Origin of the sequence: Pseudomonas asiatica, assembly GCF_040214835.1 — a bacterium.
GTDB lineage: Bacteria > Pseudomonadota > Gammaproteobacteria > Pseudomonadales > Pseudomonadaceae > Aquipseudomonas > Aquipseudomonas putida_Z.
This window is the reverse complement of record NZ_CP157874.1, coordinates 2,669,330-2,695,687: the sequence shown is the minus strand read 5'-3', so window position 1 is coordinate 2,695,687 and position 26,358 is coordinate 2,669,330. Positions and strand designations below refer to the sequence as shown.

30 protein-coding genes are annotated in these 26,358 nt (G+C 64.2%); 16 read left to right on the top strand and 14 right to left on the bottom strand.

Annotation, left to right across the window (positions count from 1 at the left end; translation table 11 throughout):
- Window positions 1-67: 67 nt before the first annotated feature.
- Together xthA and ABNP31_RS12130 are read left to right on the top strand one after the other, a co-directional pair.
- Window positions 68-880, top strand: a complete 813-nt coding sequence (xthA, locus tag ABNP31_RS12135) for an exodeoxyribonuclease III (RefSeq protein WP_025338931.1) — start codon at window positions 68-70, stop codon at window positions 878-880.
- A 283-nt stretch (window positions 881-1,163) separates the two neighbouring features.
- Window positions 1,164-2,201: an RHS repeat-associated core domain-containing protein gene (locus tag ABNP31_RS12130; protein WP_085663673.1), complete on the top strand. Its 1,038-nt coding sequence runs from the start codon at window positions 1,164-1,166 to the stop codon at window positions 2,199-2,201.
- Between the two features lie 120 nt (window positions 2,202-2,321).
- Here ABNP31_RS12130 and ABNP31_RS12125 read toward each other — a convergent pair whose 3' ends face one another.
- Complete coding sequence (locus ABNP31_RS12125) at window positions 2,322-3,074, bottom strand: anti-sigma factor family protein (protein WP_085663674.1); 753 nt, start codon at window positions 3,072-3,074, stop codon at window positions 2,322-2,324.
- A complete protein-coding gene (locus tag ABNP31_RS12120; RefSeq protein ID WP_075045376.1) occupies window positions 3,071-3,592 on the bottom strand; it encodes a sigma-70 family RNA polymerase sigma factor in 522 nt (173 codons plus the stop codon). Before ABNP31_RS12120 ends, ABNP31_RS12125 begins: the two co-directional genes overlap by 4 nt.
- 124 nt (window positions 3,593-3,716) lie before the next feature.
- Here ABNP31_RS12120 and ABNP31_RS12115 point away from each other — a divergent pair, with 124 nt between their 5' ends.
- From ABNP31_RS12115 to ABNP31_RS12100, 4 genes are all read left to right on the top strand, one after another.
- Entirely contained in the window at window positions 3,717-4,769 is a 1,053-nt protein-coding gene (locus tag ABNP31_RS12115; protein WP_085663675.1) for a catalase family peroxidase, read from the top strand.
- Window positions 4,766-5,299 carry a cytochrome b gene (locus ABNP31_RS12110; RefSeq protein ID WP_025339392.1) on the top strand — a complete coding sequence of 178 codons (534 nt, stop codon included), beginning with the start codon at window positions 4,766-4,768 and terminating at the stop codon, window positions 5,297-5,299. Before ABNP31_RS12115 ends, ABNP31_RS12110 begins: the two co-directional genes overlap by 4 nt.
- 85 nt (window positions 5,300-5,384) lie before the next feature.
- The gene (locus ABNP31_RS12105) at window positions 5,385-6,590 is read left to right on the top strand and encodes an MFS transporter (protein ID WP_085663676.1); all 1,206 of its coding nucleotides are present in this window, start codon (window positions 5,385-5,387) and stop codon (window positions 6,588-6,590) included.
- A gap of 81 nt (window positions 6,591-6,671) precedes the next feature.
- Window positions 6,672-7,217 carry a cupin domain-containing protein gene (locus ABNP31_RS12100; protein ID WP_003248033.1) on the top strand — a complete coding sequence of 182 codons (546 nt, stop codon included), beginning with the start codon at window positions 6,672-6,674 and terminating at the stop codon, window positions 7,215-7,217.
- Between the two features lie 95 nt (window positions 7,218-7,312).
- Here the strand turns inward: ABNP31_RS12100 and ABNP31_RS12095 are convergent, their stop codons facing one another.
- Window positions 7,313-7,924, bottom strand: coding sequence for a 2-hydroxychromene-2-carboxylate isomerase (locus ABNP31_RS12095; RefSeq protein ID WP_238066167.1), 612 nt, complete (start codon window positions 7,922-7,924; stop codon window positions 7,313-7,315).
- A gap of 29 nt (window positions 7,925-7,953) precedes the next feature.
- Window positions 7,954-8,685 (bottom strand): SDR family oxidoreductase, encoded by a 732-nt coding sequence (locus ABNP31_RS12090; RefSeq protein WP_085663678.1) that lies wholly within the window; start codon window positions 8,683-8,685, stop codon window positions 7,954-7,956.
- Between the two features lie 89 nt (window positions 8,686-8,774).
- Here ABNP31_RS12090 and ABNP31_RS12085 point away from each other — a divergent pair, with 89 nt between their 5' ends.
- Window positions 8,775-9,338, top strand: coding sequence for a TetR/AcrR family transcriptional regulator (locus ABNP31_RS12085; RefSeq protein WP_085616663.1), 564 nt, complete (start codon window positions 8,775-8,777; stop codon window positions 9,336-9,338).
- Window positions 9,325-9,918, top strand: a complete 594-nt coding sequence (locus ABNP31_RS12080; protein WP_085616665.1) for an eCIS core domain-containing protein — start codon at window positions 9,325-9,327, stop codon at window positions 9,916-9,918. The genes ABNP31_RS12085 and ABNP31_RS12080 overlap by 14 nt, the downstream gene beginning before the upstream one ends.
- Window positions 9,919-10,088: 170 nt before the next feature.
- Here ABNP31_RS12080 and ABNP31_RS12075 read toward each other — a convergent pair whose 3' ends face one another.
- Complete coding sequence (locus tag ABNP31_RS12075) at window positions 10,089-11,081, bottom strand: bile acid:sodium symporter family protein (protein ID WP_015270181.1); 993 nt, start codon at window positions 11,079-11,081, stop codon at window positions 10,089-10,091.
- A 119-nt stretch (window positions 11,082-11,200) separates the two neighbouring features.
- Between ABNP31_RS12075 and ampC the strand changes: the two genes are divergently transcribed.
- Together ampC and ABNP31_RS12065 are read left to right on the top strand one after the other, a co-directional pair.
- Complete coding sequence (ampC, locus tag ABNP31_RS12070; protein WP_238066166.1) at window positions 11,201-12,343, top strand: class C beta-lactamase; 1,143 nt, start codon at window positions 11,201-11,203, stop codon at window positions 12,341-12,343.
- A gap of 301 nt (window positions 12,344-12,644) precedes the next feature.
- Window positions 12,645-12,977, top strand: coding sequence for a hypothetical protein (locus ABNP31_RS12065; protein ID WP_003253895.1), 333 nt, complete (start codon window positions 12,645-12,647; stop codon window positions 12,975-12,977).
- 46 nt (window positions 12,978-13,023) lie between these two features.
- Here ABNP31_RS12065 and ABNP31_RS12060 read toward each other — a convergent pair whose 3' ends face one another.
- The 4 genes from ABNP31_RS12060 to ABNP31_RS12045 all read right to left on the bottom strand — a co-directional run bounded on the left by ABNP31_RS12060 (window position 13,024) and on the right by ABNP31_RS12045 (window position 15,227).
- Window positions 13,024-13,335, bottom strand: coding sequence for a hypothetical protein (locus ABNP31_RS12060; protein ID WP_025339398.1), 312 nt, complete (start codon window positions 13,333-13,335; stop codon window positions 13,024-13,026).
- A 140-nt stretch (window positions 13,336-13,475) separates the two neighbouring features.
- Window positions 13,476-13,664 carry a hypothetical protein gene (locus ABNP31_RS12055; RefSeq protein WP_003253897.1) on the bottom strand — a complete coding sequence of 63 codons (189 nt, stop codon included), beginning with the start codon at window positions 13,662-13,664 and terminating at the stop codon, window positions 13,476-13,478.
- Window positions 13,665-13,802: 138 nt separating this feature from the next.
- A complete protein-coding gene (locus tag ABNP31_RS12050) occupies window positions 13,803-14,123 on the bottom strand; it encodes a YbjQ family protein (RefSeq protein WP_003258990.1) in 321 nt (106 codons plus the stop codon).
- Window positions 14,124-14,342: 219 nt separating this feature from the next.
- Entirely contained in the window at window positions 14,343-15,227 is an 885-nt protein-coding gene (locus ABNP31_RS12045; RefSeq protein ID WP_238066165.1) for an EamA family transporter, read from the bottom strand.
- A 234-nt stretch (window positions 15,228-15,461) separates the two neighbouring features.
- Between ABNP31_RS12045 and ABNP31_RS12040 the strand changes: the two genes are divergently transcribed.
- Window positions 15,462-16,859 carry a purine-cytosine permease family protein gene (locus ABNP31_RS12040; protein ID WP_137164169.1) on the top strand — a complete coding sequence of 466 codons (1,398 nt, stop codon included), beginning with the start codon at window positions 15,462-15,464 and terminating at the stop codon, window positions 16,857-16,859.
- A 90-nt stretch (window positions 16,860-16,949) separates the two neighbouring features.
- Here ABNP31_RS12040 and ABNP31_RS12035 read toward each other — a convergent pair whose 3' ends face one another.
- Together ABNP31_RS12035 and ABNP31_RS12030 are read right to left on the bottom strand one after the other, a co-directional pair.
- Window positions 16,950-17,705 carry a class II aldolase/adducin family protein gene (locus tag ABNP31_RS12035; RefSeq protein ID WP_238067622.1) on the bottom strand — a complete coding sequence of 252 codons (756 nt, stop codon included), beginning with the start codon at window positions 17,703-17,705 and terminating at the stop codon, window positions 16,950-16,952.
- A 23-nt stretch (window positions 17,706-17,728) separates the two neighbouring features.
- Window positions 17,729-18,772 carry an ABC transporter substrate-binding protein gene (locus ABNP31_RS12030; RefSeq protein WP_085616674.1) on the bottom strand — a complete coding sequence of 348 codons (1,044 nt, stop codon included), beginning with the start codon at window positions 18,770-18,772 and terminating at the stop codon, window positions 17,729-17,731.
- Between the two features lie 176 nt (window positions 18,773-18,948).
- Here ABNP31_RS12030 and ABNP31_RS12025 point away from each other — a divergent pair, with 176 nt between their 5' ends.
- The 3 genes from ABNP31_RS12025 to ABNP31_RS12015 all read left to right on the top strand — a co-directional run bounded on the left by ABNP31_RS12025 (window position 18,949) and on the right by ABNP31_RS12015 (window position 22,813).
- Window positions 18,949-20,901 (top strand): FAD-dependent oxidoreductase, encoded by a 1,953-nt coding sequence (locus tag ABNP31_RS12025; RefSeq protein WP_085663683.1) that lies wholly within the window; start codon window positions 18,949-18,951, stop codon window positions 20,899-20,901.
- Between the two features lie 40 nt (window positions 20,902-20,941).
- Window positions 20,942-21,541: a helix-turn-helix domain-containing protein gene (locus ABNP31_RS12020; protein ID WP_025339404.1), complete on the top strand. Its 600-nt coding sequence runs from the start codon at window positions 20,942-20,944 to the stop codon at window positions 21,539-21,541.
- 69 nt (window positions 21,542-21,610) lie between these two features.
- Window positions 21,611-22,813 (top strand): NAD(P)/FAD-dependent oxidoreductase, encoded by a 1,203-nt coding sequence (locus tag ABNP31_RS12015; RefSeq protein ID WP_238066164.1) that lies wholly within the window; start codon window positions 21,611-21,613, stop codon window positions 22,811-22,813.
- 86 nt (window positions 22,814-22,899) lie between these two features.
- Here the strand turns inward: ABNP31_RS12015 and ABNP31_RS12010 are convergent, their stop codons facing one another.
- The gene (locus tag ABNP31_RS12010; RefSeq protein WP_049277030.1) at window positions 22,900-23,511 is read right to left on the bottom strand and encodes an FMN-dependent NADH-azoreductase; all 612 of its coding nucleotides are present in this window, start codon (window positions 23,509-23,511) and stop codon (window positions 22,900-22,902) included.
- 133 nt (window positions 23,512-23,644) lie between these two features.
- On the opposite strand from ABNP31_RS12010, the gene ABNP31_RS12005 reads away from it, so the two are divergent.
- Window positions 23,645-24,547: a LysR substrate-binding domain-containing protein gene (locus ABNP31_RS12005; protein ID WP_013972466.1), complete on the top strand. Its 903-nt coding sequence runs from the start codon at window positions 23,645-23,647 to the stop codon at window positions 24,545-24,547.
- Window positions 24,540-24,899 carry an MmcQ/YjbR family DNA-binding protein gene (locus tag ABNP31_RS12000; protein WP_085616680.1) on the top strand — a complete coding sequence of 120 codons (360 nt, stop codon included), beginning with the start codon at window positions 24,540-24,542 and terminating at the stop codon, window positions 24,897-24,899. Before ABNP31_RS12005 ends, ABNP31_RS12000 begins: the two co-directional genes overlap by 8 nt.
- A gap of 121 nt (window positions 24,900-25,020) precedes the next feature.
- On the opposite strand, the gene ABNP31_RS11995 is transcribed toward ABNP31_RS12000, so the two are convergent.
- A complete protein-coding gene (locus ABNP31_RS11995) occupies window positions 25,021-25,434 on the bottom strand; it encodes a DUF1294 domain-containing protein (protein ID WP_238066163.1) in 414 nt (137 codons plus the stop codon).
- Entirely contained in the window at window positions 25,427-26,257 is an 831-nt protein-coding gene (locus tag ABNP31_RS11990; protein ID WP_025339410.1) for an undecaprenyl-diphosphate phosphatase, read from the bottom strand. The genes ABNP31_RS11995 and ABNP31_RS11990 overlap by 8 nt, the downstream gene beginning before the upstream one ends.
- Between the last annotated feature and the right edge of the window lie 101 nt (window positions 26,258-26,358).

Here is a 26,358-nt window from a genome sequence, read left to right as displayed (position 1 = left end):
AGCCGCCATGCTGGTGATGGGAGGCGATGTCGGCTAGCATCGCGCCTTTTACCGGGATTATCTTTCCATGAAGATCGTCTGTTTCAACATCAACGGCCTGCGGGCCCGCCCGCACCAGCTGGCGGCGCTGATCGAAAAGCACCAGCCGGACGTGATCGGCCTGCAGGAAACCAAGGTCAGCGACGATCAGTTCCCGCTGGCCGACGTGCAGGCGCTGGGCTACCACGTGCATTACCACGGCCAGAAAGGCCACTATGGCGTGGCCCTGCTGTCGCGTCAGGCACCGCTGAGCCTGCACAAAGGCTTTGCCAGCGATGAAGAAGACGCCCAGCGCCGCTTCATCTGGGGCACCTTCGCCGATGCCGATGGCAACCCGATCACCATCATGAACGGCTACTTCCCCCAGGGTGAAAGCCGCGACCACCCCACCAAGTTCCCGGCCAAGCAGCGCTTCTACAGCGACCTGCAGGCGCTGCTGGAAGGCCAGTTCCGCAACGACCAGCCACTGCTGGTGATGGGCGACATGAATATCTCGCCGCAGGACTGCGACATCGGCATCGGCCCGGACAACGCCAAGCGCTGGCTCAAGACCGGCAAGTGCAGCTTCCTGCCGGAAGAGCGCGAGTGGATGGAACGTTTGAAAGGCTGGGGCCTGGTGGACAGTTTCCGCCACCTGTACCCGGAAGTTTCCGACCGCTTCAGCTGGTTCGACTACCGCAGCCGCGGCTTCGAGGACGAACCCAAGCGCGGCCTGCGCATCGACCTGATCATGGCCTCGCAGCACCTGGTACCGCGGATCAAGGCGGCGGGTGTGGACTATGAACTGCGCGGGATGGAAAAGCCGTCGGACCATGCGCCGATCTGGCTGGAATTGAGCTGATCGCCGGGGGCTGCTGCTCAGCCCATCGCCGCAAGCCTCATAGAACAATACGTGACTCATTGGTTCAGTGAGGTTCCGTAGGAGCAGCCTTGTGCTGCTCCTACGGAGGACGCGTCAAAGGCGCGAATTTTTTTGTGCTCTGCGCGACAGTGCAGCCCAAAAAAGGCTGGGCAATCTCCCACAAAGATCGCACAGCTCTCTGTGCTGTACCTGTGGGAGCGGGGGCACCTATCAAATCTGCCAGTTTTCACCTCAGCGCCTTTCAGCCAATCTGCTCGCATCTATGGCTAACAATGAAGACGCCATGTCCATACCAAATCGAGCTCTAAAGCTTTTCTACCAGAACGGGTATCTTTACCTTGAGTCAGGTGCCGACACGATACACAGTGTGTTCCGTAACAACGGCGCCCCCTTGGCGCAGAGGCTTCGCGATGAGGGAGGTGACAAAACGGCACTGATACTTGGCGACCAACAAAACTCCGTGCTCGGCCTGCTCGGCAGTTTGCGCGCCGATGTGACTTATACACCTTATGGATATGCGCCATTCCCTGAAGAACAACGATTACTACTGGGATTCAATGGGCATTATCGAAACCTTGGCCCAGTCTTTTACTTTCTTGGCAACGGATATAGGGTCTATTCCTCCATCCTGATGCGCTTTTTTTCGAGTGACAGTTGGAGCCCCTTCGGCGATGGAGGGCTGAACGCCTACAATTACTGCGCCGGTGACCCTGTGAACATGGCTGACGCGTCCGGGCATATGCCAAAACCGGTTCTTCGCCGCGGGCGCCCGGCCGCAAGAGGCCGTCACCATCCCACCAGCGCGAGAGTTGAGCCTAATGCAACTTCTCCATCCAGAAGTCGTTCGCCCCTAAAAGTCAAAGATGAGGTTCAAGAAGGTTTTAACCGTCAACAAAGACGGAAAATCGATGGGTCAATGTCTGAAAATAACTACAGAGCGCCAGATACACTATCCGAATCAAGTGGCAGTTCCTCGTTCAGTCGCAGTTCTTGGTACAGCGACAGTTCCGGGCCTAGTAGCCGTTCCGAATCTCGGGGACATTCCAGTTCGAGAAGCCGTTCACCGGTACCACGATTATCTGTGACTCGGCGTCAGCACAAAGTGGCCGATACATTAGCGTGGGTTAAGCGCAACTTGGCCAATGATATGGCCCGACTTCACATCAACTCTAATACCATTCCGACTACAACAGCACAGGGCAGTCCCGCTGTGAACGGGGATGGTGCGCCACCCGGGATGGAAAACACGTTGACTGAATGGGGCTTGGGTGAATTGAATCGAAATCTCCGAGACTTCTGATGGTCTGGGGCAGCACTCTTGAGCACTACGGGTTAGCAGTAGGCACTTACTGTCGTGCGATGGGCCGCAATGCGGCCCCAGCGTGTTCCTCGACGAAGCTGCATAGAGTCTGCAATTTATTCACAGACCCAACCGCAACGCCTCCCCCACCCCCGCCCCGCGCACATCGTCCGCCGCGCTGACCAGAGCAAAGTTGTAGGCCCCATGCGACCAATAACGCGCCTCCAGCTGGCCATCCACCCGCTGCCCGTCCGGCATGCGCCGATACTGATCACCTGGTGAGCGCAGGAACAGGCTGATGCGCTGGCCCTTGCCATCCTCGAACACCAGCAACGCCGCCGGCCCCTGCTCATTGCTCAGCAGGCGCGCGCCCACCGGCTTGAAGCCGTAGCCCGCCAGGTCCGGCAACTGGCCCACGCGGCTGAAGTGGCGCCCCAGCCAGTCACGCAACTGGCCCGGGTCGCTGGCCTGGATATCCAGCGCCTGGCTACCGGCAAACAAACGGTGTGCCTGGACGGCATCGGCCATCGGCAGGTCGGCACGCGCCAAGGTCGCGTCGCGCACCTGCCAACCGCCCAGGCCACCCACGCCCAATGCCAGCAGCAACACCGCCGCCGTGGCCCAGCGGCGCTGGCGGCGTTGGCGCAATTGCCGGCGCAACTGCCCCAGGTCCAGCTGCGCCGCCCCGGGCACTTCGCCAAACCCGGCCAGTGCCGTACGCAGGCGGCGGGCGTCGGCACGCCAACCCTCGACCTTGGCCGCGGCCTGCGGGTTGGCCGCCAGCCAGGCCTGCACTTCGGCCCGGCGCTCAGGCTCCAGGCGCTCGTCGACGTAAGCGTGCAGTTCGTCTTCGCTGGGGATCAGGCGCGTCATTTCAGTCTCCGCAAGGCCGGGGGCTGGGGGCTGCCCTCGGTCAGTTCGCGCAAGGCATTGCGGGCGCGCGACAGGCGCGACATAACAGTGCCGATAGGGATACCCAGGGCCTGGGCGGCCTCCTTGTAGCTCAAACCCTCGATGCTGACCAGCAGCAACAGCGCACGCTGTTCTGCCGTGAGCCGAGCGAAAGCCTGCAGGTCGGCCTGGGCCAGGACAATGGCCTCGAGGTTGCCGCCAACCGGCTCGTCGTCGCGCTCAGCGCGGCCGAACCAGGAAAGCCAGCGCGCATGCAGGCGCTCGCGGCGCTTACCGTCGAGGAACAGCCGATAAAGGATGGTGAACAGCCAGGCCCGCAGGGCATCGGCGTCGCGTTGCTGGTCGCGCCGGCTCAAGGCCCGCTCGACCGTGGCCTGCACCAGGTCGTCGGCGCTGCCCGGCTCGCGGGTCAGCCACACGGCAAAGCGGCGCAGGCGGGCCAGCAGCTCGCGCCACTGATGGTCGTCCAGATCATGCATGGCAAAGTCCCGGCCTCTGGGGCTGTCAGTGTAAGAGGCAGACGCCTGTGAGGAAATTCTATTCCCGGCGATGGAATAAGTTTTTCCCTGCGCCGTCGTACCGGCACCTTCACCGAACCGGACAATGACCATGAACTCACCTCTGCACGGCCCGGCCAAGGCCCCGCGCCTGGCCGCCATCGGCGCCGTGATGCTGGGCGCGGGCGCCGCCTTTGCCTATGCTGCCGGCTGGCTTGGCGAAACCCGCCTGACCCCGCAGCGCATCATCGACACCTTCGAAGCCCAGGCCGGGCATTACCCGGGTTACCGCAAGAACCACGCCAAGGGCCTGTGCGTCAGCGGCTACTTCCAGCCCAGCGGGCAGGCCGCCAGCCTGTCCACGGCACGGGCGTTCAGCCAGCCGCGGGTGCCAGTGATCGGCCGCTTCGCCATCGGCGGCGCCAACCCGTTCGCGCCGGATACCGGCATACCGGTGCGCAGCCTGGCCATCGAGCTGAGCACCGACGACGGACAGGTCTGGCGTACCGGCATGAACAACCCGCCGGTGCTGGCGGTAAGCACGCCACAAGCCTTCTATGAACAGGTGCTGGCGGGGGCGCCAGACCCGGCCACCGGCAAGCCGGACCCGGGCAGACTGCAGGCGTTCTTCGCCGCCCACCCGGAAAGCGCGGCGTTTCGCCAATGGGCGGCAGGCTACAAGCCCAGCAACAGCTTCGCCAGCACGCAGTACCACAGCATCAACGCCTTCCGCCTGATCGACGCAAGCGGCGCAGCCCACCCCGTGCGTTGGCAACTGGAGCCGCAAACAGCGTTTGCCGCCCTGCCTGCCCAGGTCGATGACAAACAGTTCCTGCAGCACGACCTGCAGCAAAGGCTGGCCCAAGGCCCGCTGCGCTGGACCCTGCGCCTGGTGCTGGCGGAGCCTGGCGATGCGGTGGACGACCCTGCCAGCCCCTGGCCTGCCGAACGGCGCAGCGTGGACGCCGGCACGCTGGTACTGGAGCAGGTCGACGACCCCGAGCAAGGTGCCTGCCGTGACCTCAACTTCGACCCGCTGATCTTGCCCCGGGGCATCCAGGCCTCTGCCGACCCGATCCTCGCTGCCCGTTCGGCCGCCTACTCGGAATCCTTCAATCGCCGCAGCCGCGAATCGCTCGGCACCGGAGCCCACCCATGAAAACCGACGCCTTCCACCCCCTCGCCCGCCTGTTGCACTGGCTGATGGCCGTGCTGATCCTGGCCATGTTGTTCATCGGTGTGAGCATGGTCGCCGACCTGTCGCCGCGCCACCCCGTGCTGATCGGGTTGCACAAGGCAACCGGCCTGGCCCTGCTGGTGCTGGTGCTGCTGCGCATCGCCGTTCGCCTGACCCTGCCCCACCCAGCCCTGCCGCACGACCTGCCCACACTGCAACGCTGGGCAGCCGGGGCCTCGCACCTGCTGCTCTATGGCCTGATGCTGGCCATGCCGCTGCTGGGCTGGGCCATGCTGTCGGCCGGTGGCTACCCCCGCCCGCTGGGCTTGCCGGCGATCGCCCCGCATGACCTGCAGTTGTACGCCGTGCTGCGCCAGGCCCATGGCTGGGCCGGCTACCTGCTGTTCGCCACGGTGCTGGTGCACGTGGGGGCGGCCTTGATGCACGCGTGGGTGCGCCGCGATGGCGTGTTGCGTAGCATGTGGCCTGGCCCACTGCGCCGCAGCGAATGACGCTCGGCAGCCCAGGGGGTCGACAATCGATAATAATTCCCAACAAGATCGGCTTTCTATTTGCCGTACCGCCCTGGACTGCCCTATGAATGTCGCAAAGGATCCTGCCACACTCGCACCCGCCAGTACCCTGGACTTGCGCCCCCTGCTGCTGGCCAACATGGCCTGTACCATGTCGATGATGGCCTTCGTCGCCCTGATCGGCCCGATCGCCCGCCAGCTCGGCATGGCCACCTGGCAAGCCGGTGCCGCCGTGACCGTGGCGGGCGTGGTCTGGGTGCTGCTGGCCCGGCCCTGGGGGCGCGCCGCAGACCGCCTGGGCCGTCGGCGCATCCTGCTGCTGGGCAGCGCCGGTTTCACCCTGGCCTACTGGCTGCTGTGCCTGTTCGTCGAAGGTGCGCTGCGCTGGCTGCCCGGGGCGACCCTGGCCTTCATCGGCCTGATGGTTGCGCGCGGCTGTATCGGCGCCTTCTATGCTGCCATCCCGGTGGGCTGCAATGCGCTGATCGCCGACCATGTCGAACCGCAACGCCGGGCCCGGGCCATGGCCTCGCTGGGGGCGGCCAACGCCGTCGGCCTGGTGGTGGGGCCGGCGCTGGCGGCGCTGCTGGCGCGGCATAGCCTGAGCCTGCCGTTCCATATCATGTCGCTGCTGCCGGCCAGTGCCTTTCTGGTCCTGCTGTTCACCCTCAAGCCGCAGGCGCTGCCGCACAGCCATGCCCCCAGCCCGGTGCGGCTGAACGATCCGCGCCTGCGCCGGCCTTTGCTGGTGGCGTTCAGCGCCATGCTCAGTGTCACGGTATCGCAGATCATCGTCGGTTTCTTTGCCCTCGACCGCCTGCACCTGAACCCTGCCGAGGCGGCCCAGACCGCCGGCATCGCCCTGACCACGGTGGGTGTGGCGCTGATCCTGGCGCAGGTGCTGCTGCGCCAGCTGGAATGGCCGCCGTTGAAGATGATCCGGGTCGGCGCCACGGTTTCGGCCCTGGGCTTTGCCTGCGGCTCGCTGGCCACCACGGCGCCCTGGCTGTGGGCTTGCTACTTTGTCGCGGCGGCGGGCATGGGTTTTGTTTTCCCGGCGTTTTCGGCGCTGGCGGCCAATGCCATGCACGCCTCCGAGCAAGGCGCCACGGCCGGCTCCATCGGTGCTGCCCAAGGCATGGGCGCAGTGATCGGGCCGCTGGCCGGCACCTTGGTTTATGCCGTCGATCCACGCTTGCCATTCCTGGCGGTGGCGGCGCTGTTGCTGCTGGTCGGGTCATGGCCGATGCCCCGCGATCAGCGGGCCTGACAAGCACAGCGCGCAAGCGCGCAGAGTGTGTTTTAATGCGCATCGCTCATTATTATTGACACCTCTGATTACAAGGCGGCTATGGACACGGGGACGCGACTCAAACTGGTGCGTGAACGCAACAACCTCTCCCAACGGGAACTGGCCCGCCGCAGCGGGCTGACCAATTCGACGATCTCGCAGATCGAGCAGAATCGTGTCAGCCCTTCGGTCAGCTCCCTGAAAAAACTACTCGAAGGCATTCCGATGAGCCTGGCGGAGTTCTTCAGTTTCGACGAGCCGGTGCGCGAAGAGCGCTACGTGTTCCGTGGCGGCGAGCAGCCAGACCTGGGCCGCAACGGCCTGCGCATGCTGCTGGTCGGCGCCAGCGTCGAAGGCCGGCAGATGCGCATGCTGCGTGAACTGTATGCACCGGGCGCCGATTCGGGCGAACCGATCGTGCATGCCGAGGGTGAAGAGTGTGGCCTGGTCACCCGCGGCACCGTCGAGTTGTGGGTCGATGGCCAGGTGAGCGTGCTCAACTCGGGCGACGGGTACTACATCCCCACTACCCTGCCGCACAGCTTCAAGAACATCGGCCCGGACGAGGCCGAGATCATCAGCGCCAATACCCCGGCGAACTTCTGATTGCTTTATGCGTGCGGGATGGCACCGGCTTCGCCGGTGTTCGCGGCTGAAGCCGCTCCCACAGGGAAGACGCCAACCCTGTGGGAGGGGCGCCTTCAGGTAAGGCTGTCGACACCCTGACGCAGGGCCTCTTCGACAAAGTCCAGGCGGTCCTGCCCGAAGAACATCTCGTCACCGACAAAACAGGTCGGCGCGCCGAACGCCCCGCGCTCCACTGCCTCTTCGGTCGCGTGCCTGAGCGCGGCCTTCACCTCGTCATCACCCGCCAGCGCGCGAAATGCCCGCGGGTCGAAGCCGCCCTGGCTCAGCGTGTCGTCGAGGACAGCGTTATCGCCCAGGTTGCGGCGCTGCGCAAACAGCCCATTGAACAGCACCGCCAGCAACGCCTCGAACCGCTCCGGCGAACGCAGTTGGGTGCCCACTGCCCCGCGCATCAGGGTCAAGGTATTGACCGGGAACCCCGGCGGCAACTCGAACGGTACCCCATAGCGCGCGGCGAAGCGCGCCAGGTCGGTGAACATGTAACGGCCCTTGGCCGGGATCATCACCGGCGAGGCGTTGCCGGTGGCCTGGAAAACCCCGCCCAGCAGCATCGGCCGGTAGCGCAGCGTGGCACCCTGGCGGGCGCACAGGCCAGGCAGTTGGGTCCAGGCCAGATAGCTGGCCGGGCTGCCCAGGTCAAAAAAGAAATCGACAGTCTTGTGCATGGTTACGGTCCTTGCTCGGAGAAAGGGGCTTACCAACGTTCCATCCAGGGGCGCAGGTCCAGCTCGAAGGTCCAGGCGTCGCGGGGCTGGGCGTGCAGGAACCAGTAGCTGTCGGCGATGTGGGCCGGTTCGAGGATGCCATCCTGGTCCTTGAGGGCGTAGCGCTCGGGGAACGTGTCACGGATGAAGGCGGTGTCGATGGCCCCGTCAACCACCACGTGGGCGACATGGATGTTCCGCGGCCCGAGCTCGCGCGCCATGCTCTGGGCCAGGGCGCGCAAGGCATGCTTGGCCCCGGCGAATGCCGCAAAGCCCGCCGCGCCACGGGTGCCGGCAGTGGCACCGGTGAACAGAATGGTGCCGCGCTCGCGCTGGACCATGCGCCGGGCCACCGCCTGGGCGGTGAGGAAACCGGCAAAACAGGCCATCTCCCAGATCTTGAAGTATTTGCGCGGGGTTTCCTCGAGAACGCTACAGGGCACATTGGCACCGATATTGAACACAAACGCTTCGATCGGGCCGATATCACGCTCGATGGTTTCGACCAGCGCCGCCACCTCCTCCTCCTTGCGCGCATCGGAGCCAAACCCGTGGGCCTGGCCGCCGGCAGCGCGGATTTCGTCCAGCAGCGGCTGCAACTTGTCAGCCTGGCGCCGGGTAACACAGGCAATGTAGCCCTCGCGGGCAAAGCGCTTGGCGATCTCGCCGCCGGTAGCATCCCCCGCGCCAATCACGAGCACCACTTTTTGTTGTTCTGTCATGCCTGCCTCCATTGGTGAATGATCGTTTAGTAAACGAACGCTATGTTATGATCGCCGCCACCGTCAAGCCCGCCTGCAGAGGCAACTGAATGCGCTACACCAACGAACACAAGCAGCAAACCCGCGAGCGGCTGCTGGCCAGCAGCGGCGCGCTGGCCAAACGCGGGGGCTTTTCCAGCACCGGCGTGGCCGGGCTGATGAAGGCGATCGGCCTGACCGGCGGCGCCTTCTACAACCACTTCCCGTCCAAGGACGACCTGTTCACCGAGGTAGTGCGCCAGGAACTGTGCAACAGCCCTCTGGCGCGCCTGGCCAACCAGGGCGCCAGCCGCGAACGCCTGGGCCGATGCCTGCAGCAGTACCTGAGCCTGGCCCACCTGCACAACGCCGAAGGTGGCTGCCCGCTGCCGCCATTGGGGGTGGAGATTGCCCGGGCCGAAACACCCGTGCGCGCCGTGGCCGAGCATTGGCTGGTGGAGCTGCACCAGGCCTGGAGCGCGACCCTGGAGGACGACGAGTTGGCCTGGGTGCTGATCAGCCAGTGCGTCGGTGCCTTGCTGGTCGGGCGCATGCTGGCCACTGAAAGCGTGCAGTCGCAGGTACTGGACGCCAGCCGCAACTTTGTCGAGAAGGCCCTGCATGAAGCGGATTAGTCTACTGCTGGGGCTACTGCTGAGCCTGCCTGCACTGGCCGAACAGGCCTGCCCGCCAGGGCAGTACCAGGTGTGCCTGATGGGGTGTTTCTGTGCGCCCATCGACCCCGGCCAGGCCGGGCAGATTTTCAAGGACGTGGAAGTGCTGGCTTCGTCCAGCCTGACCTACGCCCTGCAGCAGGCCCGCGACGAAGCCACCGCCAGCGGCGTCGAGCCGATCCCGTTGCATATCCGTGCGCAACTCGAACCCTGGTACGACTTTGCCGTGCTGGACGCGGCGCGCTTCCGGGTGGGTGACGAACAGCAGATGAGCGCAGCCAATGCGCTGCTGCAGAACCCCGACGTTAACGCCGTGACGCTGATCGACACGATCATCTTCCGCCGCCCCGCCGATGCCGAGGACAACGTGGCGTTGTGGGCACACGAGCTCAAGCATGTGCAGCAGTATCAGCAGCTGGGTGTGGAAGAGTTCGCCCGGCGCTACACGCGCAACTACGACGACCTGGAAGCGCCGGCCTACAAGATCGAGGGCGAGGTAAGCAAGGCGCTGCGCGAGCGTGGTTCAGGGCAGGCCAGATAATTCCTGGTGATTGCGCGGTCGCCGTGTAGGAGCGGCCTTGTGTCGCGAAAGGGCTGCAAAGCGGCCCCGGCAATATCTGCTTCAAGCTGAAATCGAGGGGCTGCTGCGCAGCCCTTTCGCGACACAAGGCCGCTCCTGCATGGCGACCGCATCAGTGGCCAAACCAGGTGTCAGGACGCCGCAGAAGCTTCTTCAGCCACCTGCTCACGGCTGGCATAACGCTGCGCCAGCACCGCACAGACCATCAGCTGGATCTGGTGGAACAGCATCAGCGGCAGGATCATCGCGCCAATGCCACTGCCGACGAACAACACCTGCGCCATTGGCACCCCGGTAGCCAGGCTCTTCTTCGAACCGGCGAACAGGATGGTAATGCGGTCCTCCAGGTCAAAGCCCAGCAGCTTGCCGAGCAGCCGGGTACCGTACAGCACCACTGCCAGCAAAATCCCGCACACGGCAAACAACCCGGCCAGGTGCTGCGGCGATACCGTGTGCCACAGCCCGGTGACCACCGCCTCGCTGAACGCGGTGTAGACCACCAGCAGGATCGAGCCCTGGTCCACCACCTTGAGCCAGCGCGCATTGCGCTTGACCCACGCACCGATCCAGCGCCGGGCGACCTGCCCGGCCACGAACGGCACCAGCAGCTGCAGGGTGATCTTCAGCACCGCATCCAGGCCGGAACCGGTATCGCCGCTGGCCCCCAGCAACATCATCACCAGCAACGGCGTGAGGAAGATACCCAGCAGGCTGGATGCCGCCGCGCTGCAAATGGCCGCCGGCACGTTGCCACGCGCCAGCGAGGTGAAGGCGATGGCCGACTGCACGGTGGCCGGCAAGGCACACAGGTAGAGCACGCCCAGGTACAGCTCGTTGCCCACCAGCGGCACGAACAGTGGCTTGAACGCCAGGCCCAGCAACGGGAACAGCACGAAGGTGCAGGAGAACACCAGCAAGTGCAGGCGCCAGTGCCCGGCACCGGCGATGATCGCCTCGCGCGACAGCTTGGCGCCATGCAGGAAGAACAGCAGGCCGATGGCCAGGTTGGTCAGCCAACCAAAATACACCGCGCCGTCGCCCGAGCAAGGCAGCACGGTGGCAATCAGTACCACCCCGAGCAAGGCCAGGGTGAAATTGTCGAATAACATGCGCAAATACTTCATCACAGTTTCCGTCTTGTCATTGTGCAAGGGCAGACGATAAGGTCTTCGGTTTTTCGCCGCTAACGCCGGAACCCCCACCGGTGTCGCTCAACGGACACGCTCCAGCACAGGACCCGCTCATGCCCCTCTCCCGCCTGGCTGCACTTGCAGCCGCCATCACTCTCACCCTGGGCTACAGTGCCGCCCAGGCCGACGACCAGTTGCAGGCCAAGGTCGACCAGATCATCCGCCCGCTGATGCAGGAGCAAGGCATCACCGGCATGGCCGTGGCCATCTATGCTCGCAACCACGCGCACTACTTCAGCTATGGCGTGGCCAGCAAGGCAGACAATGTGCCGGTCAGCCGCGACACGCTGTTCGAGATCGGCTCGCTGAGCAAGACCTACACCGCCACTTTGGCCGCACTGGCCAGTGCCGAAGGCAAGCTGGACCTCGATGCCCCGGCCAAGCGCTACCACCCGGCCCTCGCCGGCGCACCCATCGGCGACGCAAGCGTGCTGGAGCTGGGCGCCTACAGTGCCGACTGCCTGCCGTTGCAGTTCCCGGATGAGGTGCAGACGCCGCAGCAGGTGGTCGATTTCTTCCGTCACTGGCAACCCCGCGCCAAACCTGGCACCCAGCGCTGCTACTCGAACCCCAGCCTGGGCCTGTTCGGTGACCTGGCCGCCCGCGCGCAGCATCAGCCGTTTTCCACGCTGATGAGCGAGGGCCTGCTGAAACAGATGGGCCTGGAAAACACCTATCTGCAGGTCCCGGCCAGCGCCCAGGGGTTGTATGCCCAGGGCTACGACAGTGCCGACAAACCGGTGCGTGTCGGCCCCGGCCCCTACGCCGACGAAGCCTACGGCATCAAGACCAGCGCCAGCGACCTGCTGCGCTATGTGCGCCTGCACATGCAGCCGGAGGGGCTGCCGCCGGCGCTTGCGCAAGCCACGGCCATCACCCAGCGGGGCTACTTCCAGGTCGGCGCCATGACCCAGGGCCTGGGCTGGGAGCGTTACCCCTACCCGGTCACGCTGGGCACACTGGTCGATGGCAACGGCCCGCAGCTTATCCGTGAACCCCAGGCAACCACGCGCTTGCATCCAGCCCTGCCGCCGCTGCCGGCAGCCTGGTACAACAAGACCGGCTCGACCAATGGTTTCGGCGCCTACGCCGCGTTCGTGCCCGCCGAACAGCTGGCCGTGGTGTTGCTGGCCAACCGAAATTACCCGAACGAAGCCCGGGTGCGCGCGGCCTTCGACATTCTGTCCGGGCTGTAGTGCGGGCAGCGATTGTCGAACAAAACGACACAATGTAGTGACCAAAAATATTCACTACAAAATGGTTGACGCCGTTCATCGCCCTTGGGCATGATGAAGCCGTCTCCCTGATCGGGAGCGGTGGCAAGGGTGTTCCAGACGGCCTGCGCGGTAACGCAGGCCGTCCGTGGAGAGGGAAACTGTCCAAAAGGCAGCGTGAGAAAGCCCCTGTTGCGATGCTGCTGTAGCAGCCTTGGTAGTGCGCTACACCGTGGTAGCGCCAACTGTGAAAAATCACCTACGAATGGGTAATGGGGGCTTTATGATGAACTTGAACAACAATCCGACTATCGACCAATTGGCTCAGCTGTTCGCCGTACGCAAGGACAGCCTTGACGACCATCTGCTGTGGGTCAGCCAGACCGGTGAAGTGCGCCTCGACCGCCTGCCACCGAACACCGTCGAAGATGAATTCGAAGAGCACCTGCCCAGCATGCGTGCCCGCTTCAAGGTCTACCGCCGTGGCCAAGGCTACGTCGGCAAGAAGGCCGCCGCCGACACCGAGTTCGTTGGCCGCGTCCTGCAGACCCTGCAACAAGAATGGCCCGCTGCCCGTGAGCAGCAGGCAGTCAAGGTGATCGAACCGCTCAACTGAGGGTTCCCACCCTTACCTGAGCCCGGCCCGCATAGGCCGGGCTTTTTCATGCCTGGCGCCGCTGGCTGCGGGGCGCTGGCAGCGGCAAGGCGCCGGTTGCCATCGCCCGGGCACGGTCGACACCCCATACCAGGGCGCGGGTCATGGTCTCGCCTGGCCGTGCGGGGTAATACTCCTCCAGCAATGCTCGCCCATCCCCGGCATACAGCCCCAGGAACAGCTGGGTCGCCCCCAGGCGCGACAAGCGCACCTGCACGTCCAGCGTGGTGCCGTCACTGAGTGCTTCGTCGTGGCAGCGGCTGTGCAGCTGGGCGTCGGCCCATTGCCAATAGGTCTCTTCCCTGACTCGCATGAGCATTCAATCCTCCGTTGCTGGAATGCCGCGCAAGAAAACCACAGCCTCGGCCATCCTGCGAGCGCTACCCGGCAATGCCATGAGGCGGATCAAGAAATGGCAATAAAAACCCCGCCATTCGGCGGGGTTGTGCTGGAGCGGGATCACTTCTTCAGCGGAACCCGCGGCATGAAGCGGCCTTTTTTGCTGCGCTGCAGGTGTGCAGGCTGGAGCTGTTCGGAATCATCCAGCGTCATGTGGGCGAAGCCCAGGCGGAATGCCGCCTGGCCGCAACGCACCTGGCTGTTGATGGGGAACGCGTCGTTCAGGTCTTCGAAAAAGGATTCGCTCATGCCCTGTCTCCCTCCAGTGGCGGACGCGCCGGCAACCAGAACAGTTGCTCCACCAAACGCGACCTGTGAAGGTGAGACTAGCTGGTCATTTGCGGACCGCCCGGACCTAAGCCCTGGACCCGACCAGCGGCAGACGCTCTACTTCAGGCGCACCGCTGTGCCGGTAGCAAATACCACGACCATGCCGCCCTGTACCGACGGCATGCTGATCTCGAAATCCACCCCCACTACCGCATCGGCTTGCAACTGGCGTGCCCGCGCCTTCAGTTCTTCGGTGGCCTGTTCCCGGGCTTCGCGCAGTGCGCTTTCCAGGGTTTGCGAACGGCCGCCGAAGAAGTCGCGAAAACGTGCAAAGAAATCGCGCACGAAGTTGATGCCCTGCACCGATTCGGAGCTGACCACGCCCAGGTATTCGGCAATCGGGCGGCCTTCGAGCTGGCTGGTGGTGGAAATGATCATGGGGTGCACTCCATTGGCCTGGCAAAAGAGGCCGATTCTAACAGAGCGCAAATCCACTCGCAGATATGCAGTCATTGCAGTCATTGTGGGAGCGGGCGTGCCCGCGAAGCAGGCACCGCGGTGGTTGGCACGGGCTTCGCCCGTGTTCGCGGGCACGCCCGCTCCCATAGGGATTGCGCTGGCTTGCGATTTTCAGTCGGACAGTGGTTGAAGGATCAACTACGCGCTGACCGCGCGCAGCCGTTGGCCAATGCGGGCGCCGAACACGTTCACCAGCAACCCTGCCATCACCAGCAATGCGCCCCAGCCCTGGGTCGCGGTCAAACGCTCGCCCAGCAACAACGCCGACGAACTCAGGCCAATCACTGGCACCAGCAGCGAGAACGGCGCTACCTTGCCGGCCGGGTGGCGCGACAGCAGCTTGCTCCACAGGCTGTAGCCGAGCATGGTGGCGACAAACGCGAGGTAAGCCAGGGCCAACACCGAACTCCAGCTGATATTGGCAAGGGCATGGCCAATACGCTCCGGCCCCTCCAGCCACCAGGACAATGCCAGGAACGGCAGTGGCGGAATCAACCCGCCCCAGATCACCAGCGCCACCAGGTCAACCGAGCCAAAGCGCCGGGTAATGATGTTGCCCATGCCCCACATGGCGCCGGCACACAGGGTCAGCACCAGCGCCAGCATCGGTACATGGCCGTCGTCTTCGCTGCCTATAAGCGCCAGGCCGCTGGCGGCCACCAGCAGCCCCAGCACGCTGGCCAGGCGCAACCGCTCGCCAAGGAACAGCGCGGCAAAGCCGAGGGTGAAGAACGCCTGCGACTGCAGGATCAGCGAGGCCAGCCCTGGCGGCATGCCGCTGTACATGGCCTGGAACAGAAAAGCGAACTGGCCCAGCGAAATGGTCGCACCATAGGCGATCAGCCAGCGCCAAGGCAGCTTGGGCCGCTTGACCAGCAGGATTGCCGGGAACGCCACCAGCAAGAAGCGCAATGCCCCCAGCAGCATCGGCGGCAACCCGTCGAGGCCAACCTTGATGACCACGAAGTTGACTCCCCAGGCAACAATCACCACCAGGGCGATGAGCAGGTCCTTGAGCGGCATTGCGACATCCTTCTTCAAGCTTTCTAGACATATTTCGTTACAGCATAAGGCGATTCCTTTGACAGGGACCAGCACAGTTGCAACCCATCATTGCGCAACAGCACGACTGTTTCACTCGCAAGAGATGGCTTGACCGCACTTGTATATACATGCTCATATCATGCGAGGTCATCCGCCTTGCGTCCCGCCGATGACTGACTCGCTTACACAAAAACAATGAAGCGGAGCCACTGAATGTCCAGCAAACCCGTACTCGAGCGGCGCTCGATCGACTACATACCCGAGACTGAACGCCATGGACGCGTGTACAGTCAGTTCACCCTGTGGCTCGGAGCCAACCTGCAGATCACGGCAATCGTGACCGGCGCCCTGGCCGTGGTGCTCGGTGGCGACGTGTTCTGGTCGCTGATCGGCCTGCTGCTCGGTCAATTGATCGGCGGCGCGGTCATGGCCCTTCATGCCGCTCAAGGTCCTCGTCTGGGGCTGCCGCAGATGATTTCCAGCCGCGTGCAGTTCGGGGTCTACGGCGCGGCCATACCGATGGTGCTGGTATGCCTGATGTACCTGGGCTTCACCGCCACCGGCACGGTGCTCTCCGGACAGGCGATCGGCCAATTGCTCGACGTCAGCGACAGCACTGGCATCCTGATATTCGCCAGCATAATCGTGCTCGCCACCCTGGCCGGATACCGGGTGATCCACTGGATCGGCCGAATCGCCAGCGTGCTGGGCATCATTGCCTTCGTCTACCTGTTCAGTCGCATCATGATGCTGGCCGACATCGGGCAGTTACTCGACAATCGCCACTTCAGTTGGGCATCGTTCCTGCTCGCCGTATCACTGGCTGCGTCCTGGCAGATCGCCTTCGGCCCCTATGTGGCCGACTACTCACGCTATCTGCCAAGCAGTACATCGCCAGTGAGGACCTTCCTCGCCGCAGGCCTGGGCTCGGTGATCGGTGCCCAGGCATCAATGATCCTCGGGGTGTTCGCCGCCGCCATCGCCGGTGCCCAGTTCTCCGGTCACGAAGTGGCCTACATCGTCGGCCTGGGTGGCGCCGGTAGCACCGCAGCGCTGCTGTATTTCTGCATCGCCTTTGGCAAGGTGACCATCTCGACGCTGAACTCTTATGGCAGCTTCATGTGCATTGCAACCATCATCAGCGGCTTCCGCGGCCACCTGGCGATCAGCCGTGCGCAGCGCCTGCTGTTCGTACTGGGCATCGTCGGCGCCGCCACCCTGGTGGCCTTGCTTGGCCAGCATTCGTTTCTCAGTGCGTTCAAGTCGTTCATCCTGTTCCTGCTGACGTTCTTCGTGCCATGGAGCGCGGTCAACCTGGTCGACTACTACTTCATCACCAAGGAGCGTTACGACATCCCCGCCCTCGCCGACCCGCAAGGCCGATACGGCCGCTGGAACTGGCCTGGAATCATCGTCTACACCGTGGGCGTGTTGATACAGATGCCGTTCATCGACACCAAACTGTACACAGGGCCGCTGGTCGCGCACCTGGGCGGTGTGGATATCTCGTGGCTGATCGGCCTGGTAGTGCCGAGCGTGCTGTACTACTGGGTGGCGCGGCGTCGGGCGCAAGAGGCACCGCCAGCGATGATCGTGCCTGACGCACACTGAGCCCTCTCGCCATCAACGTAGAAACGTCTTGCCCTCGCGCCGCAAACGCGATGCGAGGGCAAGACGGCTTTCACCGCGAGCGCGCCAATGTCAACGACGATAGTCCGGCGCGACTCGCTCCAGCATCCGCAACAACGCCGCCCACGCCAGCTGCAGCGCATCCGCATCCGCCAGCTCGCCCTGCTTCAAGCCCCGCCCCGGATCATTGAACTGCCGCTCGGTATGCCTACACACTTCGGCGGGCGGTAAAATCACCTGCCCGGCGCTCTGTGCCGCCAACTGGATCTCGCACGCCTTCTCCAGGTAGTACATGCGCAGGAACGCTTCGGCCACGCTGCGCCCGGTGGTCAGCAGGCCATGGTTACGCAGGATCATCACCGGCTTGTCGCCCAGGTCGGCTACCAGCCTTCGCTGCTCATCCATGTCCAGCGCAATCCCTTCATAGCCGTGGTAGGCCACCTTGCCATAAAACTCCATGGACATCTGGTTGAGCGGCAGCAGCCCACATTCCAGCGCCGCCACCGCACAACCTGCCCGAGTGTGGGTGTGCAGCACACAACGGGCATCCTCGCGGGCAGCATGGATGGCGCTGTGGATGACGAAACCGGCCGGGTTGACCGGGTGCGGCGTCGCTTCCACTGGCCGGCCTTGCAGGTCGATCTTCACCAGGCTGGAGGCCGTGATCTCATCGAACAGCAAGCCGTACGGGTTGATCAGGAAGTGGTGCTCCGGCCCCGGCAGGCGCAGGGAAATATGGGTGAATATCAGGTCGCTCATGCGGAAGTGGGCGATCAGCCGATAGCAGGCGGCCAGCTCCTGGCGCAGGCCTTGTTCCGTTGCGGTCATCATCGTTATTCCTTTGCAGAACGCTATTTGCTGGCCCACGCATTGAAGCGCTGTTCCAGCTCTTCGCCATGGTCGACCCAGAATTCCACATTCATCGCCAACGCCCCCTGCAGGTTCTGCGGCGAAGTAGGCACCCAACTGGCCAGGGACGGGTCGAGCTTCGCTGCCGCCTGGGTGTTGGTCGGCCCATAGGGGATCTGCTGCACATAACGCACCTGGGTATCCGGCTGGTTGGCGAAGGCGATCAGCCGCTTGGCCTGGTCGACATGCCGCGAGCCTTTGATGATCGCCCAGTAATCCATGCCATACAGGCTGCCAGGCCAGACCACTGCCAGCGGGCTGCCCTGCTGGGCCGCCACGGCGATGCGCCCGCTGTAGGTCGAGGTCATCACCACGTCACCCGCCGCCAGCCACTGGGCAGGCTGGGCCCCGGCGTCCCACCACTGGATATGCGGCTTGAGTTCGCTGAGTTTGGCAAAGGCACGCTCGACCCCGGCCGGAGTGGCCAGTACCTTGTAGACATCCTCGACCTTGACCCCGTCAGCCATCAGGGCGAACTCCAGATTGTACACCGCACGCTTGCGCAGGCCGCGCTTGCCCGGGTACTTGCTCACGTCCCAGAAGTCGGCCCACGACGCAGGCGCCTGGGCCAGCTTGCTGCGGTCATAGGCAATGGCCACGCTCCATACCAGCGCGGCCGAGCCACAGGCTTGTGCCGCGTCGGCAATCAGTTCACCCGCATGGCCCATGCGCTGCCAGTCCAGCTGCTCGTAGATGCCCTCGTCGCAGCCACGCATCAGGTCAGGCCCTTCGATCTGCACCACGTCCCAGTCGACATTGCCGGTGTCGGCCATTACCTGGATCCGTGCCATTTCGCCGTTGTACTCGCTCTGGATCAGCTTGCTGCCATCCTGGGCACTGAACGGTTTGAAGATCGCCTCGTCCTGGGCTTTCTGGCCGGCACCACCATAGCCGACCACGACCATCTGCGGTGCCGCTTGCGCACTGCCCAGGCCCATGGCCAGCAACGCTGCGCAAAGGCTGCTTACACGTGGGAATACCTGCATCGTAGTTGCCTCCTGTCGGTGCCCGAGGGGCCCGTTTTCTTGTTGTTGTGAGGTCACGCCCTCGCCATGAGGGTGAGAAAAACCTAGTCGTCGACCAGTAAAAAAACAAGTTGATTTTTTACTGACGCTACACTTTCATAAAAAAACAAGAACAACACCGCACCGGAGCCGCCTGTATGCAGACCGCCTTCCCTCACCTGTTCGAAGCCTTGCAGATCCGCGGCAAACGCTTGAAGAACCGCATCATGTCCACCGGCCACGACACCTGCCTGCCTACCGACAACCTGGTCAACGACAAGCTCATCGCCTACCAGCGCGCCCGCGCCGCCGGTGGCGTCGGCCTGATCGTGCTGCAGGTGGCCGGGGTGCATGACAGCGCCCGCTACACCTCGCATGTGCTGATGGCCACCGACGATGCCTGCATCGACGGCTATCGCCAGCTTGCCGAGGCCTGCCATGAGCATGGCACCGTGGTGCTGTCGCAACTGTTCCACCCCGGGCGGGAGATCATGGAGTCGGCGGACGGCTTGCTGGCGGTGGCCTACTCGGCGTCCGCGGTGCCCAATGAACGCTTCCGGGTGATGCCGCGCGCGCTGGACCAGGCAATGATCGACGAGATCGTCCAGGGCTATGCCAGCGCTGCCCGCCGCCTGCACCAGGCCGGGCTGGATGGCGTTGAAGTGGTGGCCAGCCATGGCTACCTGCCTGCGCAGTTCCTCAACCCGCGGGTGAACCAGCGCACGGATGGATACAACGGTGAGCTCGAGCAGCGCCTGCGGTTCCTGCGCGAAGTGCTGGGCGCCGTACGCGCGGCCACCGACGAGCAGTTCATCATCGGCCTGCGCATCAGTGCCGACGAGCGCGACAGCCAGGGGCTGAGCGAGGACGAATCGCTGGCTGCAGCGGTTGCCTTGCAGGGCCAGCTCGACTACCTGCACATCGTTGCCGGCACGTCGGCATCCTTGGGCGGCGCCGTGCATATCGTGCCGCCGATGGCCATTCAACCGGCCTACCTGGCCCGGGAGGCCGGCACCTTCAAGCAGCACCTGGGCATCCCGCTGTTCGTCACCGGGCGTATCAACCAGCCCCAGGAAGCCGAACTGATCCTGGCCCGTGGCCAGGCCGATGTCTGCGGCATGACCCGTGCGCTGATCTGCGACCCGCAGATGCCGAACAAGACCGAGCATGGCCAGGTCGAGGACGTACGTGCCTGTATCGCCTGCAACCAGGCTTGCATCGGGCACTTCCACCGTGGCCTGCCCATTTCCTGCATCCAGCGGCCGGAAACCGGCCGCGAATTGCAGTACGAGCAACTGTCCATCACCACCCACCCCAAGCGCATCCTCGTGGCCGGTGGCGGGCCCGCCGGCATGAAAGCCGCCGCCGTGGCCGCTGCGCGCGGGCATCAGGTCACGCTGTACGAGGCTGGCCCGCAGCTCGGTGGCCAGGTGCTGCTCGCCCAGTTGCTGCCACGGCGCAGCGAGTTCGGTGGCGCCAGTACCAACCTGCAGCGGGAAATGGCCCTGGCAGGCGTGGAAGTAGTGCGCAACACCCGGGTCGACCGCGCACTGGTCGAACGAGAACGCCCCGACCTGGTGATCGCGGCCACCGGTGCCACCCCCTACTGGCCGGCCTTCGAGCGCACCGGTGAGCTACAGGTGGTGGACGCCTGGCAAATACTGCGCAATGAAGCAAAACCGGGGCGCTCGGTGCTGGTGATCGACTGGCGCTGCGACTGGATCGGCCCCGGCATCGCCGAACGCCTGGTACGCGAGGGCCACCAGGTGCAACTGGCGGTCAATGGCACTCATTGCGGAGAAAGCCTGCCGCTGTACGTGCGCGACCAACTGGCCGGCGAGCTGCATCGCCTGGGTATTCCCGTCACACCGTATGCCCGCCTGTATGGCAGCGACGACAACACGGTGTACCTGCAGCACACCGCCAGCGGCGAACCGATGATCTTCGAAGGCATCGACACCCTGGTACTGTGCCTGGGCCATCAACCGGAAGACCGCCTGGCCACGGAGCTGGCCGGCCTGGTCGAGGTGCGCCGCATTGGCGACTGCCTGGCGCCGCGTACCGCCGAAGAAGCGATTCACGATGGCCTGACGGTTGCCTGGGCGCTCTGAGGCTGTACATACTGCGGCTTTTCACGATGGACCGACGTGCATGAGCCAACTCCCCCAGCCCCCTGCCAGCGAAGCCGGGGGCGCCGCGCCGCAGTTTCTCGGCAGCCGCATTCGCGGCCTGCGCAAACGCCGTGGCATGACCCTGGCGGAGCTGGCCACGCACAGTGAACTGACTGCTGGCTACATCAGCCAGCTGGAGCGCAACCTCTCCTATCCATCGATTCCGGCGCTGTTCAACATCGCCCGCAGCCTGGGGGTGACTATCCAGTGGTTCTTCGCCAGCGAAGCCACCACTGCGCCCGAGGACCAGGGCTATGTGGTACGGCGCAACAGCCGCCTGAGTGTGCATTACGAAGATGGCATCGTCGATCAACTGCTCACGCCCCAGCCCAACCGCCAGCTGGAAATCCTGCATTCGCGCTTCCCTCCGGGCAGCTACAGCCAGCAGAGCTACAGCCACGACGGTGAGGAGGCCGGCTACATCCTCAGCGGCAGCTTCGAGCTATGGGTAGGCGAGCGGCATTTCCAGCTGGGTGAAGGGGACAGTTTCAGCTTCTCGAGCCAGGAACCGCACCGCTATGGCAACCCCGGCGAGGTGGATGCCGTGGTGATCTGGGTGATCACGCCGCCAACATTCTGAAGCACGCTCGCTCCCCAACATCCAGCAACAGGGTCTACCTTGTTAACCGAACTACAGAGGAGCACAACCATGAAGCAGATCCTGATCATTGGCGCGGGCTTTGCCGGCCTGTGGAGCGCGCTCAGCGCCGTCCGCCAGCTTGACCTCCATGACCGCAAGGATGTCGAGGTCACCTTGCTTGCCCCCCAGGCCGAGCTGCATGTGCGCCCGCGCTTCTACGAACCCGACGTCCATGCCATGGCCGCGCCGTTGCAAGAGCTGTTCGATGCCGTCAACGTCCGCTTCGTGCAGGGCACGGCCTTCCACATCGATGAAGCGGCCCGCCGCGTCAGCTACCGCACACGCAGCGGTACCCAGTGCAACCTGCCCTACGACCGCCTGATCATGGCCTGCGGCAGCGTGCTCAACCGGCCCGACATGGTCGGCATCGAGCATGTGTTCGATGTCGACAAGCTCGACAGCGCCGCGCGCCTGGAAACCCACCTGAAGTCACTGGCGAACCTGCCCGACACACCGGCGCGCAATACCGTGGTGGTGGCCGGCGGTGGCTTTACCGGCATCGAGACCGCCACCGAACTGCCGGCCCGCCTGCGCGAAATCCTCGGCGAGGACGCGGCGTTGCGCGTGGTGGTGGTCGACCGTGGGGCGAGGATTGGCGCGGCCCTGGGTGACGGCATCCGCCTTGCCATCGAGCAGGCCTCCGAGGCCCTGGGCGTGGAGTGGATCTGTGGCGCCACGGTAGCCTCGGTCGACCCTGTCGGCGTGCTGCTGGACAACGGCCAGCGCATCGACGCCAGCACGGTGATCTGGACCGTGGGTTTCAAGGCCAACCCGCTCACCGAGCAGATCAGTGGCGAGCGCGACCGCCAGGGCCGCTTGCATGTCGACGGCAATCTGAAGGTGAAAGGCAATGATGCCGTGTACGCGGCAGGTGATGTGGCCTACGCCGCCTGCGACGAGGCTGGCAATTACGCAGTGATGTCCTGCCAGCATGCGATTCCGCTGGGGCGTCATGCGGGCAACAATGCGGCGGCCGAGCTGATTGGCGTGGCACCGAAGACCTACAGCCAGCCCAAGTACGTGACCTGCCTGGACCTTGGGGCCTGGGGGGCGGTGTATACCGAAGGGTGGGAACGCACGGTGTCGCCACCGGAAGACAAGGCCGAGGCCAAGGTGTTGAAGGCGCAGATCAATACCGTGTGGATCTATCCGCCGGCGGCCGAACGTGCTGCAGCGCTGGCAGCGGCTGACCCGGCTATTCCGGTGGCCTGACACCAGGCCGACGCGGTCATTGTAGGAGCGGCCTTGCGGCCCATCGCGACACAAGGCCGCTCCTACATTTGATCGCGTACCTTCGATCAGGCAGCAGCAAACAGCTCGTTGGCAATCTGCGCCTGGGCAGCATCGATCGCCTGGCTGCGGTGCTCAGGGCCATAGGCCAGGCCATGGGCGCGGACGATTTCCAGGTCGGTGACACCGATGAAGCCCAGGAATACCTTGAGGAAGTCCTCATGCCCGGCACCAGTCGGCTGGCCAGCGTGCAGGCCACCGGCGGTTGACACCAGCACTACCTTCTTGTTGCCGCACAGGCCTTCCGGGCCGGCTTCGGTGTAGCGGAAAGTCTTGCCGGCGACGGCAACACGGTCGATCCAGGCCTTGAGCTGGGTCGGCACGGTGAAGTTGTACATCGGCGCACCAATCACCACGGCATCGGCAGCCAGGAACTCTTCCAGGGTTTCCGCGCTCAGCTTGGCTTCGAAGGCCTGGGCTGCGTCGCGCATGTCTTCCGGGGTGCCAGCCGCTACCAGGGTAGCCGCGGAGAAGTGAGCGATGGCGTCAGCGGCCAGGTCGCGGTACACCACTTCCACGCTCGGGTCGGCGGCTTTCCAGGCTTCGACCACTTCGCGGCTCAGTTGGCGGGAGGCGGAATTGTCGCCCAGGATGCTCGAATCGATATGCAACAGTTTCATGGGACTCTCCTGTGAATGAAGACCGCGACGTTGGGCGATCACGATGGGGAGAATCCTACCGACATCAACAATAGCTGATAAGGCAGCAAAAATGCGTTAGTTTGTCCTACAGATGGAACAGTGAGACATTCCCATGCAAGACCTCAACGACCTTTTCTACTTCGCCCGCGTGGTCGAAGCCGGCGGTTTCGCCGCAGCCGGCCGCCAGCTGGGCATCCCCAAGTCGCGCCTGTCGCGGCGTATCGCCGAGCTTGAAGAACGCCTGGGCACGCGCCTGCTGCAACGCACTACAAGGCAACTGAAGCTCACCGCGGTGGGCGAGCGCTACCTGCACCACTGCCAGGCCATGCTGCTGGAAGCCGAAGCCGCCGACGAGGCCGTGGCCAGCATGAGCAGCGAACCGCGCGGGCGCTTGCGGGTGTCCTGCCCGGTGGCATTGGCCCACGCCTTTCTGCCGGATGTGATCAGCCGCTTTCTCGCGCAGTACCCACTGGTGCAACTGGACATGGTGCTGCTCAACCGCCGGGTCGACCTGATTTCCGAAGGTATCGACGTGGCCCTGCGCGTACGCGACCTGGGCGATGAAGACCCGGCCCTGGTCACCCGCCGCCTGCGCCAGGCGCAGATGCAGCTGGTTGCAGCGCCCGGTTTCGCCGACCACATCCGCGAACCGGGCCAACTGGCATCATTGCCGGTGCTGGGCGCTGCCGAGGCTGACCGGCTGGTACACTTCCGCCTGTTCGGCCCCCATGGCAAACAGCAGGAAATCGCACTGGAGCCGCGCCTCGCCATCGATGATTTCGTAGTACGTAATGCTGCTGTACGGGCAGGCCTCGGGTTTACCGCGCTGCCCAGCATGTTCTGTGAAGAAGAACTGGCGCGCGGCGAACTGGTGCGCCTGCTGCCGGACTGGTCGCTGCCGGGTGGCTACCTGCAGGCGGTGTACCCGCACCGGCGCGGCTTGCTGCCTGCGGTACGGGTATGGATCGACCACCTGGCGGCGTCGTTCGAGGCCTGTGGAGAAAAGTATGTCTGAGCGGAACATGAGCGAAGCCCAGGTGGCAGCGTTCTGCCTGAGCCTGCCGGGTGCGCGGGAAGACTACAAATGGGGCGGCATCCGGGTGTTCTCGGTGGCGGGCAACAAGATGTTCGCGGTGCTCGACCTGGCGGGTGCGGGGTTGTCGTTCAAGGTGGCCGACGAACTGTTTCTCGGCTATTGCGATCGCCCGGGGGTGCGGCCTGCGCCGTACCTGGCGCGGGCGCGGTGGATCAGCATGGCATTGCCCTACCCCATGGGGCGTGAGGAGCTGTGTGATCTGTTGCAGCGCTCGCACCAGCTGGTGGTGCGGCGGTTGCCTAAGCGGTTGCAGGTGGGGTTGGTGTTGTGAATTCCCTGTGCTGGCCCTTTCGCGGGTAAACCCGCTCCCACAGGGTTCTCCACTGGCCTCAAGACTTGTGCTGTACCTGTGGGAGCGGGTTTACCCGCGAAAGGGCCGGCACAGTCACATATCAACTGAAGGTCAGATACCGCCCACCAAGAAACAGCCAGTCCGCCCAGAACACCTGGTGCACCAGCACAATCCCCCAGAACACCAGCTGGTACGACAGCTTGCGCGTCTTATGCCGATACAGCTGCTGCGCCAGCAGTGCCCCCGGCCAGCCGCCCAGCAGCTCACTGGCATGCAGCACCTTCTCGGGCGTACGCCAGGCCTGGGTACGCGCCTGCTGTTTGTCCTGCCAATACAGCAACAGGCTGATCAGGCTCATTGCCGGGTACAGCGCCAGCGGCCACCAGGCCTGGTCGACCCAGGCCATGCGCGCCGCGCCCAGGCCCGGCAGCAGGCACAGCAGGCCCAACAGCAGCAGCTTCAGGCGCAAATTACGTACGCCCTCCCCCCTTTGCCCCCGCGCTGCCTCAGCCATGTGCCGTCGCCCAGTCGACCCAGCCGAACTGCCAGGTCGCCAGGATCAGCAGGCCAAAGGCAATGCGGTACCAGGCGAACACCGCATAGCTGTGGTTGGCAATGAACTTGAGCAAGCCACGCACGGCAATCATGGCAAAGATGAACGAGGTCACGAAGCCGATGGCAAATACCGGCAGGTCGCCGGGCTGGAACAGGTCGCGGTACTTGTAGCCCGAATACACCGCCGCACCGACCATGGTCGGCATCGCCAGGAAGAACGAGAACTCGGTCGCCGCCTTGCGCGACAGGCCGAACAGCAGGCCACCGATAATGGTCGAGCCGGAGCGCGAAGTGCCCGGGATCATCGCCAGGCACTGGATGAAGCCGATCTTCAGCGCGTGGCTCCAGCGCATGTCGTCCACGTGATCCACCTCCACACGGTGCTCGCGGCGCTCGGCCCAGAGCATGATCACCCCGCCCACCACCAACGCAGCCGCCACGGTGATCGGGTTGAACAGGTATTCGTGAATCAGGTCGGCGAACAGCACGCCCAGCACCACTGCCGGCAGGAACGCCAGCAACAGGTTACCGGTGAAACGCCGCGCCGTGGGCTGGCTGGTCAGGCCGAAGACCACGTCGAAGATCTTGCCGCGAAACTCCCACACCACCGCCAGGATCGCCGCCAGCTGAATGATGATGTTGAAAGCCATGGCCCGTTCGCCACCAAACCCGATCAGGTCGGCGACGATGATCTGGTGGCCGGTACTGGAGATCGGCAGAAACTCCGTCAGCCCTTCGACCACGCCTAAGATGATTGCCTGGAAGGCAGTCCAAAAATCCATCATTCCCCCGATGGAGCGCTGCTCGTTGCAGGCCCCTTGTTCTTGATTTGCTTGAAGTTGCCGCACGCGGCCCGGCTGTTTTACAGCGACTGTTGGGCGCA

Bases quoted from the DNA above. Each gene is read 5' to 3' on its own strand.
- xthA (WP_025338931.1), top strand. From the start codon at position 68: ATGAAGATCGTCTGTTTCAACATCAACGGCCTGCGGGCCCGCCCGCAC.
- ABNP31_RS12130 (WP_085663673.1), top strand. From the start codon at position 1,164: ATGGCTAACAATGAAGACGCCATGTCCATACCAAATCGAGCTCTAAAG.
- ABNP31_RS12125 (WP_085663674.1), bottom strand. From the start codon at position 3,074: ATGACGCGCCTGATCCCCAGCGAAGACGAACTGCACGCTTACGTCGAC.
- ABNP31_RS12120 (WP_075045376.1), bottom strand. From the start codon at position 3,592: ATGCATGATCTGGACGACCATCAGTGGCGCGAGCTGCTGGCCCGCCTG.
- ABNP31_RS12115 (WP_085663675.1), top strand. From the start codon at position 3,717: ATGACCATGAACTCACCTCTGCACGGCCCGGCCAAGGCCCCGCGCCTG.
- ABNP31_RS12110 (WP_025339392.1), top strand. From the start codon at position 4,766: ATGAAAACCGACGCCTTCCACCCCCTCGCCCGCCTGTTGCACTGGCTG.
- ABNP31_RS12105 (WP_085663676.1), top strand. From the start codon at position 5,385: ATGAATGTCGCAAAGGATCCTGCCACACTCGCACCCGCCAGTACCCTG.
- ABNP31_RS12100 (WP_003248033.1), top strand. From the start codon at position 6,672: ATGGACACGGGGACGCGACTCAAACTGGTGCGTGAACGCAACAACCTC.
- ABNP31_RS12095 (WP_238066167.1), bottom strand. From the start codon at position 7,924: ATGCACAAGACTGTCGATTTCTTTTTTGACCTGGGCAGCCCGGCCAGC.
- ABNP31_RS12090 (WP_085663678.1), bottom strand. From the start codon at position 8,685: ATGACAGAACAACAAAAAGTGGTGCTCGTGATTGGCGCGGGGGATGCT.
- ABNP31_RS12085 (WP_085616663.1), top strand. From the start codon at position 8,775: ATGCGCTACACCAACGAACACAAGCAGCAAACCCGCGAGCGGCTGCTG.
- ABNP31_RS12080 (WP_085616665.1), top strand. From the start codon at position 9,325: ATGAAGCGGATTAGTCTACTGCTGGGGCTACTGCTGAGCCTGCCTGCA.
- ABNP31_RS12075 (WP_015270181.1), bottom strand. From the start codon at position 11,081: ATGAAGTATTTGCGCATGTTATTCGACAATTTCACCCTGGCCTTGCTC.
- ampC (WP_238066166.1), top strand. From the start codon at position 11,201: ATGCCCCTCTCCCGCCTGGCTGCACTTGCAGCCGCCATCACTCTCACC.
- ABNP31_RS12065 (WP_003253895.1), top strand. From the start codon at position 12,645: ATGATGAACTTGAACAACAATCCGACTATCGACCAATTGGCTCAGCTG.
- ABNP31_RS12060 (WP_025339398.1), bottom strand. From the start codon at position 13,335: ATGCTCATGCGAGTCAGGGAAGAGACCTATTGGCAATGGGCCGACGCC.
- ABNP31_RS12055 (WP_003253897.1), bottom strand. From the start codon at position 13,664: ATGAGCGAATCCTTTTTCGAAGACCTGAACGACGCGTTCCCCATCAAC.
- ABNP31_RS12050 (WP_003258990.1), bottom strand. From the start codon at position 14,123: ATGATCATTTCCACCACCAGCCAGCTCGAAGGCCGCCCGATTGCCGAA.
- ABNP31_RS12045 (WP_238066165.1), bottom strand. From the start codon at position 15,227: ATGCCGCTCAAGGACCTGCTCATCGCCCTGGTGGTGATTGTTGCCTGG.
- ABNP31_RS12040 (WP_137164169.1), top strand. From the start codon at position 15,462: ATGTCCAGCAAACCCGTACTCGAGCGGCGCTCGATCGACTACATACCC.
- ABNP31_RS12035 (WP_238067622.1), bottom strand. From the start codon at position 17,705: ATGACCGCAACGGAACAAGGCCTGCGCCAGGAGCTGGCCGCCTGCTAT.
- ABNP31_RS12030 (WP_085616674.1), bottom strand. From the start codon at position 18,772: ATGCAGGTATTCCCACGTGTAAGCAGCCTTTGCGCAGCGTTGCTGGCC.
- ABNP31_RS12025 (WP_085663683.1), top strand. From the start codon at position 18,949: ATGCAGACCGCCTTCCCTCACCTGTTCGAAGCCTTGCAGATCCGCGGC.
- ABNP31_RS12020 (WP_025339404.1), top strand. From the start codon at position 20,942: ATGAGCCAACTCCCCCAGCCCCCTGCCAGCGAAGCCGGGGGCGCCGCG.
- ABNP31_RS12015 (WP_238066164.1), top strand. From the start codon at position 21,611: ATGAAGCAGATCCTGATCATTGGCGCGGGCTTTGCCGGCCTGTGGAGC.
- ABNP31_RS12010 (WP_049277030.1), bottom strand. From the start codon at position 23,511: ATGAAACTGTTGCATATCGATTCGAGCATCCTGGGCGACAATTCCGCC.
- ABNP31_RS12005 (WP_013972466.1), top strand. From the start codon at position 23,645: ATGCAAGACCTCAACGACCTTTTCTACTTCGCCCGCGTGGTCGAAGCC.
- ABNP31_RS12000 (WP_085616680.1), top strand. From the start codon at position 24,540: ATGTCTGAGCGGAACATGAGCGAAGCCCAGGTGGCAGCGTTCTGCCTG.
- ABNP31_RS11995 (WP_238066163.1), bottom strand. From the start codon at position 25,434: ATGGCTGAGGCAGCGCGGGGGCAAAGGGGGGAGGGCGTACGTAATTTG.
- ABNP31_RS11990 (WP_025339410.1), bottom strand. From the start codon at position 26,257: ATGGATTTTTGGACTGCCTTCCAGGCAATCATCTTAGGCGTGGTCGAA.